This window comes from Glutamicibacter sp. 363, from assembly GCF_052379505.1.
GTDB lineage: Bacteria > Actinomycetota > Actinomycetes > Actinomycetales > Micrococcaceae > Glutamicibacter.
The window spans coordinates 1-14,309 of the sequence record NZ_JBQSYR010000010.1; the positions used below are offsets into that span (position 1 = coordinate 1).

14 protein-coding genes are annotated in these 14,309 nt (G+C 62.0%); 9 read left to right on the top strand and 5 right to left on the bottom strand.

Annotation, left to right across the window (positions count from 1 at the left end):
• From ACT3UA_RS07455 to ACT3UA_RS07465, 3 genes are all read right to left on the bottom strand, one after another.
• Positions 1-490, bottom strand: a 490-nt coding sequence (locus ACT3UA_RS07455; RefSeq protein ID WP_444615818.1) for a hypothetical protein, incomplete at its 3' end; no start/stop codon positions are given.
• An 856-nt stretch (positions 491-1,346) separates the two neighbouring features.
• Positions 1,347-3,062 (bottom strand): AMP-binding protein, encoded by a 1,716-nt coding sequence (locus ACT3UA_RS07460; RefSeq protein WP_444615820.1) that lies wholly within the window; start codon positions 3,060-3,062, stop codon positions 1,347-1,349.
• 219 nt (positions 3,063-3,281) lie between these two features.
• Positions 3,282-4,331, bottom strand: coding sequence for a thermonuclease family protein (locus ACT3UA_RS07465; RefSeq protein WP_444615822.1), 1,050 nt, complete (start codon positions 4,329-4,331; stop codon positions 3,282-3,284).
• Between the two features lie 236 nt (positions 4,332-4,567).
• On the opposite strand from ACT3UA_RS07465, the gene ACT3UA_RS07470 reads away from it, so the two are divergent.
• The 3 genes from ACT3UA_RS07470 (at position 4,568) to ACT3UA_RS07480 (ending at position 7,121) form a co-directional block, all read left to right on the top strand.
• The gene (locus tag ACT3UA_RS07470) at positions 4,568-5,437 is read left to right on the top strand and encodes a VOC family protein (RefSeq protein WP_444615824.1); all 870 of its coding nucleotides are present in this window, start codon (positions 4,568-4,570) and stop codon (positions 5,435-5,437) included.
• Between the two features lie 129 nt (positions 5,438-5,566).
• Positions 5,567-6,826 (top strand): hypothetical protein, encoded by a 1,260-nt coding sequence (locus ACT3UA_RS07475; protein ID WP_444615826.1) that lies wholly within the window; start codon positions 5,567-5,569, stop codon positions 6,824-6,826.
• 46 nt (positions 6,827-6,872) lie between these two features.
• Complete coding sequence (locus tag ACT3UA_RS07480) at positions 6,873-7,121, top strand: hypothetical protein (protein WP_444615828.1); 249 nt, start codon at positions 6,873-6,875, stop codon at positions 7,119-7,121.
• A gap of 9 nt (positions 7,122-7,130) precedes the next feature.
• Here the strand turns inward: ACT3UA_RS07480 and ACT3UA_RS07485 are convergent, their stop codons facing one another.
• Positions 7,131-7,922 (bottom strand): acyltransferase, encoded by a 792-nt coding sequence (locus ACT3UA_RS07485; protein WP_444615830.1) that lies wholly within the window; start codon positions 7,920-7,922, stop codon positions 7,131-7,133.
• A 100-nt stretch (positions 7,923-8,022) separates the two neighbouring features.
• A complete protein-coding gene (locus ACT3UA_RS07490) occupies positions 8,023-8,412 on the bottom strand; it encodes a MerR family transcriptional regulator (RefSeq protein ID WP_444615832.1) in 390 nt (129 codons plus the stop codon).
• Positions 8,413-8,602: 190 nt separating this feature from the next.
• Here ACT3UA_RS07490 and ACT3UA_RS07495 point away from each other — a divergent pair, with 190 nt between their 5' ends.
• From ACT3UA_RS07495 to trmD, 6 genes are all read left to right on the top strand, one after another.
• On the top strand, positions 8,603-10,126 hold the full coding sequence (locus tag ACT3UA_RS07495) for a SulP family inorganic anion transporter (protein WP_096287856.1): 1,524 nt from the start codon (positions 8,603-8,605) through the stop codon (positions 10,124-10,126).
• 70 nt (positions 10,127-10,196) lie between these two features.
• Entirely contained in the window at positions 10,197-11,816 is a 1,620-nt protein-coding gene (locus tag ACT3UA_RS07500) for an HNH endonuclease signature motif containing protein (RefSeq protein WP_096287854.1), read from the top strand.
• Positions 11,817-12,041: 225 nt separating this feature from the next.
• Positions 12,042-12,452 (top strand): 30S ribosomal protein S16, encoded by a 411-nt coding sequence (gene rpsP / locus ACT3UA_RS07505; RefSeq protein ID WP_096287852.1) that lies wholly within the window; start codon positions 12,042-12,044, stop codon positions 12,450-12,452.
• A 2-nt stretch (positions 12,453-12,454) separates the two neighbouring features.
• Positions 12,455-12,694, top strand: a complete 240-nt coding sequence (locus tag ACT3UA_RS07510) for an RNA-binding protein (RefSeq protein WP_096287850.1) — start codon at positions 12,455-12,457, stop codon at positions 12,692-12,694.
• 155 nt (positions 12,695-12,849) lie between these two features.
• Entirely contained in the window at positions 12,850-13,380 is a 531-nt protein-coding gene (gene rimM / locus ACT3UA_RS07515; protein WP_096287848.1) for a ribosome maturation factor RimM, read from the top strand.
• A gap of 5 nt (positions 13,381-13,385) precedes the next feature.
• A complete protein-coding gene (trmD, locus tag ACT3UA_RS07520; RefSeq protein WP_096287886.1) occupies positions 13,386-14,195 on the top strand; it encodes a tRNA (guanosine(37)-N1)-methyltransferase TrmD in 810 nt (269 codons plus the stop codon).
• Positions 14,196-14,309: the final 114 nt, after the last annotated feature.

The window sequence follows — 14,309 nt, forward strand, 5'->3', positions numbered from 1 at the left end:
GGATTTCACTGCCGTAGTAAACGTAGCCAAGAGCGATACCTCCCGCTGGAATGCTCGAAGGATTGAATCCTTGACTGCTTCCAGAACCGATAATCTTACCTGTTTTGTCCTTCGCGACGCCAGTTGCTTCTACAGACGTAATGGTGTCGCTGGTGTTGTTGCGAACTGCAATAACTATCGTCGTATTTCCGTATTTTGGTTTCACTGGACCGGTCGCAACTACGTCAACTTTGTCAGCCGTTCCGGATCCAAATTTCGGCTTGGCCGTGCCAGCCAGCCAGCCTGCTTTAATTGCGTCGTTCGTTGTCCCAGGCGTGACGGGAGCCACTGGTTCAGATTCTGCTACGACTTCATTTGTCGAATTACTCCCTCCGCCAGTCTGAGCTGAACCCTGTGAAGCGCAACCGCCCAATGTGATTGCTAGCGCAATTCCGACCGTGAAAACAAATGGCTTTTTCATTCTTCCCCTAAAAGATTCAGTATCGATCATTATTAGACCATGGATATGAGTTTCTTTCATAAAACAAGCTACCTACAGAAGTCGCATAAATGAGATGTTTCGATTTTTGGAGCGATGGCTAATGGAAAAGTAGGACTTCAGTGTCCACTCCGAATAAGTGCGATACCTATATTGTTCCTAGATCGCTGAAGCGTTCGTCCAGAGGGTGCTGGATGACAATATGACCTGTACCTTACGGTTGCCTCCCAAATCGTCTTGTCAGACGGTGAGACTTGACCAGAATTCAAGGACCATCAGAACACCGACGGGGAGCGCGTGGGATATGTGGGCCACATGTTCGTGTTTCGGCCGGGTATTGAAGGGCGCCGCTTCCTCGAAATCCACCACGCTAGCCACAGAGCTGGTGGGGTCCTCCATATCCAAGTGTGGGCCGTTGTGTTGATGGGCCCTGAGCCTGGCAATGTGTTGGATATTGTGGATGGGCTCTGCGGTGCTGCGCCCATGAGATCCATTCAAAGTTTGGACGGGTCGTCGAAGCATGCTGCGGACAACGGAAATTGTTGACCTTCGGTTTGGAGAACCAGTCGATGAGGCAGAATGAATGCCTCTTATTCATCCTTGAACCGACCTGATTCTAAGGGTGATTTACGCGATCAAGGAGCACGTGTGAGTTATTCAGAATCAGAGGTTTCCATAAGTTTCAATTCCGGCGGCTCTGGCTAGCGGCGTTGGTAAAATTCGAAATTCACTGATCCAGAATCGATGCCCTACCGGAATGGGGTGGTGATCGCCCTCATTGAGGCAGTGAAATTGAAGGCACGAATGACTAGTGCAACTCGTGTCGATGGGCTCCACCGACACGAGTTCTCAGGTCGTTTTTGTAGGACTAATTTGTCTTTTTCCGAAGATTCGGAAAATCGATATCCCGGTACTCGAAACCTGGGCCGGAACCGGTGCGGTGCCGGTCCTCCTCGGCCCGGCGCAGCTCGACCCGGCGGATCTTGCCCGAGATCGTCTTGGGCAGGTCGGCGAATTCAATCCGGCGGATGCGCTTATAGGCCGCCAGATGCTCGCGGCAGAAGCCCAGAATGCTCTCCGCCAGTTCCGCGGAGGGCTCATAGCCCGCCGCCGGGACGATATACGCCTTGGGCACCGTCAAGCGCAGGTCATCGGGCGCCGGAACCACCGCCGCCTCGCCGACGCCGGGGTGCTCGATCAGCACCGATTCCAGCTCGAAGGGGCTGAGCTTGTAGTCACTGGACTTGAACACGTCATCGGCGCGGCCCACATAGGTGAGCACCCCGTGTTCATCGCGTTCGGCGATGTCTCCGGTGTGGTAAACCCCGTCCCGGAACACCTCGGCGGTCTTCGCCGCGTCCTCGAAATAACCCTTCATCAGCCCCAGGGGCCGCGGCGCGGTCACCAGGCAGATCTCGCCGAGATCGCCTTCCGTGCCGGTAGCCGGATCGCGGAGCACCACCTCGTATCCGGGCATCGGACGGCCCATAGCGCCGATGGTGATGCGCTCTCCGGGCGGGTTGGCGATCTGCACGGTGGTCTCGGTTTGCCCGAAGCCGTCGCGGATCACCTGCCCCCAGGCGCGCTGCACCTGATCGATGACCTCGGCGTTCAGCGGTTCCCCGGCGGAGACCAGCTTGGTCGGGGGAGTGTGAAGCAGCGACAGGTCCGCCTGGATCAGCAGCCGCCACACCGTGGGCGGCGCGCAGAAGCTGGTGACCTGCTCCTTGGCCATCTGGCCCATCAGCGCCGCGGCGTCGAATCGTTCATAGTTGTAGATGAAGACCGTGGCCTCGGCGATCCACGGGGTGAACAGGTTTGACCAGGCGTGTTTTGCCCAGCCCGGGGAGGCCACATTCAGATGCACATCTCCTGGCTCCAAGCCGATCCAGAACATCGTGCTCAGGTGCCCCACCGGGTAGGAGGTGTGGCTGTGCTCCACGAGTTTTGCCTTGGAGGTCGTTCCCGAGGTGAAGTAGCGCAGCAGGGTCTCATCGGCTCGGGTCGGCTCGCTCAATTCGAACTCGGCCTTGGCGGTGAGCGAGTCCTCGTAGCTGAGAATCCCGCCGGCCGGTGCGCCGCCGATCTGGATCAGCCGGTAGTCTCCGCGCACCGTCTCGAACTTGTGCATTTCCGATTCATTGGTGATCATCCAGGACACGTGGCCGCGTTCGATCCGGTCTTCGAGGTCTGCCGGGGTCAGCTGGGTGGTGCAGGGGACGAGCACCGCTCCGAGCTTGATGCCGGCCAGCATCGTTTCCCACAGCTCAACCTGGTTGCCGAGCATCACGGCGATCGAGTCCGAGCGCTGCACGCCCTGGTCGCTGAGCCAGCGCGCGAGCTGGGTGGAGCGATCCGAGAGCTGCCGCCAGCTGCGCCGGGTCGAGCTGCCGTCGAGTTCGGTGATGATCAGCGCCGGCTCCTCGCCTCGCTGCGGATCCGCGGCGAGGTGGTCGAACCAGTCGGTGCCGAAATTGAAGTGGGTGAACTCGGGCCAGCTGAAGGATTCCCTGGCCTTCGAGTAATCCTTGCGGAGCTCCAAGAGCTGGTTGCGGGCGGCGCGGAATTCCTCGCTGACGTTCATAGATGTCCTCCAACTTCCGTGTGGCTTCAAAAGGTGACCTGCGTTACGTGCCAATCTACTTGGATGTCAAAGCATTTCAAAGCACCCGCGCGCTGCCTTTTGAACTAGCGGCAGCCGAGTGGCGGGACCAAGGGTAGTGGAGATGGCAAACCCCTCGGGGCCACCGCGTGAAGCGGGGGATCCGAGGGGTTGGGCGAAGCTAGGCCACCATAGCGGGCTCTAGGGGCACGGCTTCCATGACTTGCCACCGGGTGCGTAGCAGCGCGGTCCGGTGTAATTGCTGGGGCCCTGCTGGCGCGGCTGCTGAACTTTGGGCGCGGCCGGTTTCGGTTTCTGCTGCTGGAGGCGACGTTGCTCGGCGGCCTTTTGTTCGGCGGCTTGTTGCTGTCGCTCTATGGCTGCTTTTTCTTCCGCTGCCTTCTTTTTCTTGGCTGCTTCCTCTTTTTTCTTCTTTTCGGCTTCCTTTCGCTCTTCCTCGGCCTTGATCAGCGCGGTCTTGTGATCTTGGTGCGCTTGTTCGATGCCGTTTGCGCGAAGGATTGACGTATCGAGATTCGCCACGTTCTTGGCAAAGTGCGTGGCCAGAAGCGCATAGGCGACGGGATGCGTGTTCGGGGTGAGCTTGTTCAGTGCGCTCTTGGCTCCATGTCCGAGTGCTATGGCCGCGGCGGCCTCTCCGGCCAGGCTTTCGGCTTCGTTGATGGAGTCCGCCGGAGCGTCGCCCAACTGGTCCAAGGCTTGGCTGGCATCTTCCAGCTGCGCTGGGATGGTGCATTCGACGCTTGGGTCGAAGAGCCCGGCGGTCTTGGCCGACGCTTCGCTCTCTGCCCGAAGCACTTCATCATAGAAGCGGACGTTGGGTTCATATTTGACCGCGATGCCTAGTCCCGCGGCCGCGATCTCGGCATTTACCAGGCTGTCATCTTTGTAGACACCGGCCAGGGTGCGTCCGTACCTGTCGGTGCGTTCGATGTCGTACTCGAGCTTCACCTTGTCCCCCGGGGCGAGCAGCGATTTGAGGTAGTCGGAGGCTTCGGGGCCCATGCATTCGACGGACTTATCCGGGTCCACCGTCTCTGGGGTGTCGATGTTCAGGAGCCGCACGCGGGTTTCCTCGTCGGCAATGCGCATATCCACAGTGTCGCCGTCGATCACCCGTACGACGGTGCCGCGCGAGTCACTATTCAAGGTACCGGCGTATACCGCTCCGCCGGTGACCAGGGCGGCCGTCACGCCGATCGAGATCCAGGCGGTTCTTTTCTTGCTCATTGATGACTTCCTTCGTGAAGCTGCGAGTGAGGCGGGGTGATGAGCTCCCTTCGCTCATTCAAGAAGAGAAGCATTGTCGCGTCAACTTAATTCCGATTGTGAACCGCGGGCGGCGAGCCCGTGGTTGGTAAGGGAGAACGCCTGCACGCAGACAGCAGAACACTTGAAGCTTCAACTAAATTGGAGTAGGGTAGGGATCAAGAACAGTCGACCGGTACCCAGAAAGGCCTCTCACCATGACGATCCTCCCAGCAGACAAGCTCTCCGCAGACCTCCAGATGAATGCCGTCCAGCTCAAGGTGGGGGACATGAAGGCCATGAGCGGCTACTACCAGCAGGCCCTCGGACTTCAGGTGCTGGGCGAATCCGCCCAGGGCACGCGCCTTGGCCGCGGCGCGCAGACCCTGGTGAACCTGCAGAGTGCTCCGGAGCTCCAGCTGCCGGCCGCCGGGGAGGCCGGCCTCTTCCACACCGCGCTGCTCTTCGAGACCCAAGCGGATCTCGCCGCCACGGTGCTCTCCGCCGCGCAATTCGACCAGAGCCGCTTCGTGGGCAGCTCGGACCACCTGGTCTCCGAGGCCTTCTACTTCACCGATCCGGAAGGCAATGGCATCGAGCTCTACTGGGACCGCCCGCGCGAGGCATGGTCGTGGTCCGATGGTCAGGTGGCCATGGACACCGTGCACCTGGACCCGAACGTATTCCTCAACTCGCACCTGAGCGAGCAGGCCATCGCCGCGCAGCGCACCGCGGAGGCGGAAATCGGCCACGTGCACCTGCAGGTCGGAGATGTGGCCACCGCCCGGGCGTTCTACGTCAATACCCTGGGCTTCGATGAGACCACTTCCCTGGGCAACCAGGCCCTCTTCGTCTCCGCCGGCGGCTACCACCACCACATGGCGATGAACGTGTGGAATTCGCGCGGCGCCGGACCGCGCAAGGACACCCTCGGATTGGGAGAGGTGCTGATCAACGTCCCGACCGAAGAAGAGGTCGGCAAGCTCGCCGAACGCTTGAGCTTCGCAAAGGTGGAAAACCACCACACCGGCGCCGAACTGCGCTTCATGGATCCCTGGAATAACCAGCTGCGCGTGGCGGTCGGCTAGCTACTTCGCCGCCGGATCGGCGGAGTTTTGGCCGCGCGTATTGCCCCGGCCGTTTTCGCCTTGCGCATATCCAGATTCGCTGCGCGGTGGTAATCTCCAGTCATCGGATGCGGAGAGGGGTGACCGGCGATGGCCTCGAATGAGGGTGACAGGCTTCGGAGCATGGTTATCGCCTCGCCCAAGTGGGTGCACCGCAGAATCCAGACCAGTGACCACACAACACCTGGCCGGGTACTGCTGAAGAATTCCCTGGATTTGACCCCGCCGGCTTCGGCACGAATAGCAGGCAGCAGTTCCCGGGTGGTCATTCCCATCGCGATCCTCGATAAGAAGGTGTTAACCGGATTCTGGGTCAGGGACAGCTCGGGAGCTCCGCTGGCCGTGATTAATCAGGAACGGTCAACCCGACTGGTGGCGGACATGCTGGTCAGCGTCGTTGAGCAGGCAGGAATCGAATTCACGTCCAATGCTGCCGAACGCCGGGCGCAGCTAAAATTTGTCAATAATTCCGAAGCCATTGCTCCGGTTCCACCGACCGCATTGCTTGAGGCCTATCCGCAGTTGCAGGCGGCCAATCCCACGATCCGGTTCATCAACGACTTCATCCATTTGCTCGCGAACTCATGGGTTGTGCTCGTGGAAGTCCCCGAGGGCGCCTTGGGGCAGCGAACCATTCTCAGCTATGGGTACGATCTGCCCATGAACCCGGTTCCGCCGCCAAGGATTCTCCAAGACAACGACGTCTACAGTTTCGACGTGTCCGATCCCGGTTTTTCGCGAAGCCTGCATCATGAGGTACTGGTCCCGCCAGAGCTTGCGATTTTCGAAACCAGCCTCGAGCACGGCAGCGTGAACGGACGCGTGGTCAGAAGCATTGCCACTGCAACCATCCTGGGTCCGATATCCCATATCCAGAACCTGATTTTCATTCCGCGTTTCGCCAAAGCCGGAGTGGAATTCCGAATCCGGCCCGCTCCGACGGGGATCCGCGCGTTCACCCGGTGGGCCTTGCTCCTAGCCTGGGTATTCATCCTCGCCAGCTTCGCGATTTGGCTGGGTCCGACCGATTACTACCTGAGCCGGAATTGGTCGGGCTCAATTTCCTCCTCGGTGATACTCGTTGCGCCGGCGCTTTTCATGTCCTGGATGGCACGGGCGCCCGAGCCGGGGGTTGTGGCCAGGGCCCTATACCGGCTCCGCCTGATCAATATTCTCCTGGCCCTGTCGATGCTGACCATGGCCGGAGCCCTATCCGTCCAGTGGTCGCCGCGGATGTGGACCCTGCTCTGGCTGATTGCCTACGCATTTGGCGCCTTCGCGCTGGGGTTCTGGTTGGCCGAGCGGGCCGTGCGCAAGCCGAGGAAATTTTCTCCCCGCGGCCATGGTTGAACTAGGCCAAAGCTCGTATGCTGAAGATAGCCGAAAGGAGATCACCATGAGCCCTCTGCCCAGCATGGACCCGGAAACCGGACTGCCGCAGAGCATCAACCAGTTGGCGATCTCCTACGCCGAATCCACTCTCGACAATCACGCGGCGCATCTCGTTGACAGCTACCGGAAGATGCCCATCGAAGGCGTATACAAGGATCTGGGCAGCGTCGCGGAGTACGTGGAGCTTATGGAAAAGCTGGGAGGGCTCTCGGCGGGCGAAAGCTCCGAGGCCCAGGGCTGGACCGTCGAATAGCGCAAGGGGCTAGGCGCCGGTGATCCGGCCGATTTTCGCCGCGGCGCGCCGGATGAGGTTTTTCGGCAACTGGCGTTGCACCTGCGGCATGGCGATCGCCGCGTGTTCCTGCGCTTCGACGGTGTTGTTCCAGTACGCCTGGCTCTTGGTGACCGTGGAGGCATCGGGCTTATAGGGCGGGGTGTGGAAGGAGAGGTGCGGGCGCTCCCAGGCGATATTCCTGCGCAGCACCCGCGCCGGGGTGCCGGCGGCGATGACGTTGTTCGGGATCTTGCCGGTGACCAGGCTGCGGTAGCCGATCACCGAGCCGTCCCCGATGCTGGCCCCGGCCAGCAAGGCGGCCTGCGCGCCGATCCAGACATGGCTGCCGACCGTGATGTCCTTGGCCGGGTTGATCCGCTTGCCGGTTTTCACGTCGAAAATCGGGTGCCCGTCATCGGCGCGGAACTGGTTTCCGCTGGCGATCATCACATCATCGCCGAAGCGCACGGTCACCCCCTCCACCGCGCTGACCAAGGCCTTGGCGGTGGTGGTCAGGTCCCGGCCGATCTGCACCGTGGCATCCTGCCCGATGCGGATGTTCAGCTGCCAGCCCTTCTTCTTGCTGGGGCCGATGAGCAGCGTCCCGTTGTCGCAGTCGAACACCAGGTCCAGCCGGCCGATCTTGGCCTCCGGGTCGACCAGCACGCGGTTGTTCTTCCCGCGGATCTTGATCGTTATGTTCTTCTCGAAGACGGTGGGGGACTCGATCCGGTTCCCCAGCTCATCCTCGTAGCTGCTGAGCGCGGTAAGTTCAATCACGCTGATGACTCTAGGCGGTCAAGCCGGCCGGCGGGCCGGATCCCGGCCGATTCGCAGGGCACTGCCAGCTGCTTCATCCTGGGCGTGCAGGCGGTGCGCGCTAGCGGCCGCGCAGGTCCTCGAGGAAGGAGTCGGCGCGTTCGAGGTTCAGCGCGAGCTTATTGCGCTTCTCGGTGGCCCGCTGCAGGTAGTCCGCGAGCAGGGCGCGGGCGGGCGCATTCTGCGGATCGCCGGCCAGGGTATCCACGGTGTCCAGCAGCGAGCCCATCTCCTCCAGGGTGAAGCCCAGCGGCTTCATCGAGCGGATGACCAGCATGCGCGCCAGATCGGCGGCGGTGTAGATCCGGAAGCCGCCCTCGCTGCGTGTGGTCGCCGGCAGCAGGCCCACCTCGTCATAGTGGCGGATGGTGCGCTGGGAGAGGCCCGTGGCCTCGGCGATGTCCCCGATGTGCATTCTCGACGCGGCCTCGGTCCCGGTTGGCTTGTCCATGTGGTTCTCCTTTGTCCCTCGGATTTAAACTCTACCCTTACGTTAAGGTAGGTTTTAAATCGGTTGCTGCGCCGCCGGGGCCATTCCCACCCCCGGCCAGGTTTAGCCCGGCGCAATGGCGCGCACACCCCACTGATTCTATGCAACGCGGCGCCCCCGCGCTCGCCCCATCCTTTGAACGGAGCCATCAATGGCCACGAAAACCACGGCAGAACACCCGGTTCCCACGCCGGAAGAGCGCCAATCGGTGCTGCGCACGCTCAAATCCCCGCGGCTGCTGAAAACCGAGCTGCTCGCCGGGCTGGTCGTCGCCCTGGCCCTGATCCCCGAGGCCATCGCCTTTTCCATCATCGCCGGGGTGGACCCGCGCCTCGGGCTCTTCGCCTCCTTCACCATGGCGGTGTCCATCGCCTTCCTCGGCGGGCGCCCGGCGATGATCTCCGCGGCCACCGGCGCCATCGCGCTGGTCATCGCGCCGCTGGTGGCCAGCCACGGCATCGACTACTTCATCGCCGCGGTCATCCTGGCCGGCATCTTCCAGGTGCTGCTCGCGCTGCTCGGCGTGGCCAAGCTGATGCGCTTCATCCCGCGCCAGGTGATGGTCGGCTTCGTCAACGCCCTGGGCATCCTGATCTTCCTCTCCCAGGTCCCCGAGCTGCTCGGCGTGCCCTGGCTGGTGTACCCGCTGGTGGCTCTGGGGCTGCTCATCGTCTTCGGGCTGCCCAGGCTGACCACCGCCGTGCCGGCCCCGCTGGTGGCCATCGTGGTGCTGACGCTGATCACCGTGCTCGCCTCGCTGGCCGTTCCCACCGTGGGGGACAAGGGCCAGCTGCCAGAATCCCTGCCGGCGCTGTTCTTCCCGGATGTGCCGCTGAACTTCGAAACCCTGCAGGTGCTCTTCCCCTACGCGCTGGCCATGGCCTTCGTGGGTCTGCTGGAGTCCTTGATGACCGCCAAGCTGGTGGACGATGTCACCGACACCCGCTCGAATAAGACCCGTGAATCCTGGGGGCAGGGCGCGGCGAATATCATCACCGGCTTCTTCGGCGGCATGGGCGGCTGCGCGATGATCGGGCAGACCATGATCAACGTGAAGGCCTCCGGGGCGCGCACCCGCATCTCCACCTTCCTGGCCGGGGTGTTCCTGCTGATCCTGGTCGTGGTCCTGGGCGATATCGTGGCGCTGATCCCGATGGCCGCGCTGGTCGCGGTGATGATCTTTGTATCCGTGGCCACCTTCGACTGGCACAGCATCAAGCCCGCCACCCTGCGCATGATGCCCAAGAGCGAAACCACCGTCATGCTGGCCACCGTCGTGGTCACCGTCGCCACGCACAACCTGGCCATCGGCGTGGGGGTCGGGGTGCTCACCGCGATGGTGCTCTTCGCCAACCGGGTGGCCCACCTGGTCACCGTCGAACGCCGCCTGGAGGAGCACTTCGGGGTGCAGATCGCCAAGTACGAGGTCAACGGCGAGCTCTTCTTCGCCTCCTCCAACGATCTCTACACCCAGTTCGACTACGCCGAGGATCCGGACCGCGTGGTCATCGACATGTACAACTCGCACCTGTGGGACGCCTCCACCATCGCCTCGCTGGATGCCATTACGGAGAAGTACGAGAACTACGGCAAAACCGTTCAGATCGAGGGTCTGAATGCCGCCAGCCTGAAGATGCGCGAACGCCTGGGCGGAAAGCTCGGCGGCGGGCACTAGCCCGGCCGAAGTTCTCCACAGCCCGTCGGTGCCGGCCGCGCACGCCCGGAAACGGCGTGATGATGGCTGCATGAGTATTTCCCAGCTAGCGGCCGGACTGACCGGACTGCGTGAATTCGTGACCGGGAGCATCCCGCAAGGCGCCATCGCCGTGCTCCTTGAGGTCATGGAGCTGTGCCTGGAGGTACTGCAGAAGCTTTCGGCGCGGCTGCGCGACTCAACGGACCCGCGGGTGGCCGCCGCCCACGCGCTGTGCATCGAAAACATCTTCCGCTACGCCGTGCGCGAGCAACTTCGCTCGGCGGCCCACTGCGAGGGAACCGGCGCGCATCTGCTCGCCGAAGAAGAGCTGAGCGCGGTGCGTGACCAGCGGGCAGATTATTCCCGCCCGGCACGCCAGGAATCCGGTCGCACCCTCTACCGGAATGCCGCCGAGTTCACCGCCGGCTGGCTCGGGCTGGAATTCCACGAGGCGGACCGGCGGGTGCGCGACGCCCACCTGCTGGTGGCCCGGCGCAATATGGACGGCAGCGCACTCTCGCCGCGCTTCGCAGAACTCGCAACGCTGCATTCGGCGCATGAAAGCCTCGACCCACGACGTGTCGCGAAAACCGCCCGCAGCCTGGAGCAGCTGGAACCGGCAGATACCAGCTTCCAGGGCGCACCACTGGACCCGGTGGCAACGCACCACGACGGCCGGCCGATGCAGGCGCACGCGGTCAAGCTGCTCACCGAAGAAGACCTGGCCACCGGGGACAAGAAATTCTCGGACCTGCTGGCCGGCTACCGCAAATCCCACGAACCGGCCGCCGAGCCCGAATGCGGGTTCTTCAGCCGCGGCACCCGCAACGGGGTGGATACCTACCTGGTGCGCGTCAAGGGAGCCCAAGCCGAGCAATTCCGCTCATTTGTCGGACAGGCGGACAACCCGCGCACGCGAAGCGGCAAGGCGGCGCGCGCCGCCAAGCAACCGGCGCCGGCCCCCGAGTCGCTGTTCGACAGCGACCGGCCCGCCCCCGCGTGGGCGCAGATCCCGGATGAGCAAGAATCCTGCGCACCGGACACCGACGGAAATCTCGCTCCCGGCCCGGAGGCGCCAGCAGAGCCCGCGGATCATGCAGCCGAAGCGGATCAAGCCACGGTGGCCCAGCGCCGCCTGAACGCGCTGCTCGCCGCCTTGACCCACTCGGCACCGGGCGCCAAGACCGTTACCCCGCAGATCCTGGTGAACATGCAGGCGCAGAACCTCGAAGATCTGGCCCAGGCCAAGGGGCTGACCGCACACGGTGTGGAACTTGAGCCCGGCGAGCTTCGCCAGCTCCTCTGCGATGCCCACATCATCCCGATCGTCTTCGGCGGCAAGGGCCAGGTGCTCGATGTGGGCAGATCCCAACGGCTCTTCCCGGAGCCGATCAAGCGAGCGGCCTTCGCCCGGGACCGCGGGTGCATCGTGCCCGGATGCACGGCCCCGCATGAAATGCTCGAATACCATCATTGCAACTGGTGGGAACGCGGCGGAAAGACCTGCGTGGAAAACTGCGCGGTGCTCTGCCGGCAGCACCATACGGCAATCCATCGAAGATTGCTGAGAATTGTCATGGTCGATGGCCTGCCGCACATCCTGCTGCCCAAATATCTGGACCCGGCGCAAATACCGCGGCGCAATAACTACTTCTCCGCCGTCGCCTGACGCGAGCCTGCCCGGAGCCCGGGAGATACCGGCTCAGTAGCGCATCCCACAAAGATTGAGTTGGTATCGCTTGTGAGTCTCTGGCATGATTGGAAGGTACTCGATTTATTGTGGACCCTCTCTCCGTGATAGATCCTGTCCTTTTTTAGAGTTGAACTAGTACGGCCTGCCCCACAGGCGCGAAACGTTTGGCTCGCCCATGTTGAGAAACAGGAGACCACTAAAGTGGCCGTAAAGATTCGTCTGAAGCGCTTCGGTAAGATGCGCGCACCTTTCTACCGCGTTGTTGTTATGGACTCGCGCGCCAAGCGCGATGGCCGTGCCATCGAGGAGATCGGCAAGTACCACCCAACCGAGAACCCATCGGTTATCGAGATCGATTCGGATCGTGCACAGTACTGGCTGTCCGTTGGCGCTCAGCCAACCGAGCAGGTACACGCACTGCTGAAGATCACCGGTGACTGGCAGAAGTTCAAGGGCATCGAAGGCCAGGAAGGCACCTACCAGGTTGCCGAGCCTAAGCCAGCATTCGTTGCTCCTGATAAGGGTTCGGTGATCCTCAAGGAGGCCATCACCAAGAAGGCTGAGAAGCCAGCTGCCGAGCCGGCAGAAGCTGAAGCCACCGAGGCGGAGTAATCATGCTCGCCGATGCGCTGGACCATTTGGTTCGCGGGGTAGTCGAGGAACCGGAAGACGTCAGGGTTGCCCTGAAGTCCCACCGCCGCGGCGACCTGCTCGAAGTGCGGGTGCACCCGGATGATCTCGGTCGTGTGATCGGTCGCCAGGGACGTACCGCACGGGCACTGCGTACCGTGATGGCAGCGTTGGCTAAGGAGCCGATTCGTGTTGATGTAATCGACACCGATCGTAGCCGCTAGCCAAGCAACTTTGAGGTCAGGCGCAAGCTGATCTCACCACAGAAGGAGTTTCCGCTCAACAGGGCGGAAACTCCTTCTCGTGTTTCACCCGCCAGCTTTTGGCACCACAGCGCGTGGCACCGTCCCGTGAATCCAAGGAGAATGATCACCAGATTATGCGATTGCAGGTAGCACGTATCGGCAAGCCCCACGGAATCCGTGGCGAAGTGACCGTTCAGGTCCTCACCGACGTCCCAGATGAGCGTTTCGCACCCGGAGAGGTGCTCCACGTCATCGACGGTCCGGTCAAAACCTTGACCGTCAGCAAGTCGCGCTGGAACAAAACCATTCTTTTGGTCGCCTTCGAAGAAATCAAGGACCGCAACACCGCAGAAACCCTGCGCCAGGCCCGCCTCGAAATCGAGGTCACCGGCGAGGAAGAAAGCGAATCGGACGAATGGTACGAGCATGAGCTACTCGATCTGAAGGTGATGCACGAAGGCACGCAGGTCGGTGTGATCACCGCGCTGCGCACCAACCCGGCACAAGACCTCTTGGTCTTCGAGGACAACAATGGCGAGGAGATCTACCTGCCGTTCGTGGACGAATTTGTCCCCGACGTTGATCTGGAAGCCGGCACGCTGACCATTACCCCGCCATCCGGGCTGCTGCAGCTGAACCAGGACGATTCCGAGGAAGAAAAGTAAGCATGATGCGCATCGACGTAGTCTCCATCTTCCCGGAGTACCTAGCACCGCTGGATCTATCGCTGATTGGCCGCGCCCGCGAGGGCGGCATCCTCAACTTGAACGTCACCAACCTGCGTGATTTCACCACCGACCGCCACCACAAGGTCGACGACACGCCATTTGGCGGCGGCGCCGGCATGGTGATGATGCCTGAGCCCTGGGGCCAGGCGCTGGACACCGTGCGTGCCTCGGCCCCGGCGGATCGCAAGCCAATCTTGATCGTTCCTTCCCCGGCCGGAGCAGTATTCGACCAGCAGATGGCCTATGACCTCGCAGAAGAAGAGCACTTGGTCTTCGCTTGCGGCCGCTACGAAGGAATCGACGAGCGCGTCATCGAATACGCGCACGAGAACTTCACCGTCATTCCCGTCAGCATCGGGGACTACGTGCTCAATGGGGGAGAAGTAGCGGTGATGGTCATGGTTGAGGCCATTGCCCGACTCATCCCGGGAGTGATCGGCAACCCGGAATCCCTGGTTGAAGAATCCCACTCGGATGTGCTGCTCGAATACCCGGTATACACCAAGCCTGCCGCTTGGCGCGGCCGCGAGGTGCCGGAGGTATTACTCGGCGGCAACCACGCGCGAGTGGCGCGCTTCCGCCGCGACGAACAGATTCGCCGCACCGCCACCCGCCGCCCGGATCTCATTCAACTGCTCGATGCGAGCAAGCTGAACCGCAAGGACCGCGACGCGCTCTGGCACTCCGGATTCGCCGTCGTCGACGGTGAAATCATCGCAAAATCGGAGCTGGACTGGGCTAAAGAGTCCTAGATCACCATCGAGCCGGGTGCGCGTGCTCGCGCCCCTAGGCAGAATATGGCAAAATTGTTTCTTGGTGTGTTTTTGTCCTACTCCTGCCACAGGGGGATGAGGGACACGGGAAAA

Coding starts and splice junctions, on each gene's coding strand:
- ACT3UA_RS07460 (WP_444615820.1), bottom strand. CDS start 3,062: ATGAACGTCAGCGAGGAATTCCGCGCCGCCCGCAACCAGCTCTTGGAG.
- ACT3UA_RS07465 (WP_444615822.1), bottom strand. CDS start 4,331: ATGAGCAAGAAAAGAACCGCCTGGATCTCGATCGGCGTGACGGCCGCC.
- ACT3UA_RS07470 (WP_444615824.1), top strand. CDS start 4,568: ATGACGATCCTCCCAGCAGACAAGCTCTCCGCAGACCTCCAGATGAAT.
- ACT3UA_RS07475 (WP_444615826.1), top strand. CDS start 5,567: ATGGCCTCGAATGAGGGTGACAGGCTTCGGAGCATGGTTATCGCCTCG.
- ACT3UA_RS07480 (WP_444615828.1), top strand. CDS start 6,873: ATGAGCCCTCTGCCCAGCATGGACCCGGAAACCGGACTGCCGCAGAGC.
- ACT3UA_RS07490 (WP_444615832.1), bottom strand. CDS start 8,412: ATGGACAAGCCAACCGGGACCGAGGCCGCGTCGAGAATGCACATCGGG.
- ACT3UA_RS07495 (WP_096287856.1), top strand. CDS start 8,603: ATGGCCACGAAAACCACGGCAGAACACCCGGTTCCCACGCCGGAAGAG.
- ACT3UA_RS07500 (WP_096287854.1), top strand. CDS start 10,197: ATGAGTATTTCCCAGCTAGCGGCCGGACTGACCGGACTGCGTGAATTC.
- ACT3UA_RS07510 (WP_096287850.1), top strand. CDS start 12,455: ATGCTCGCCGATGCGCTGGACCATTTGGTTCGCGGGGTAGTCGAGGAA.
- rimM (WP_096287848.1), top strand. CDS start 12,850: ATGCGATTGCAGGTAGCACGTATCGGCAAGCCCCACGGAATCCGTGGC.
- trmD (WP_096287886.1), top strand. CDS start 13,386: ATGCGCATCGACGTAGTCTCCATCTTCCCGGAGTACCTAGCACCGCTG.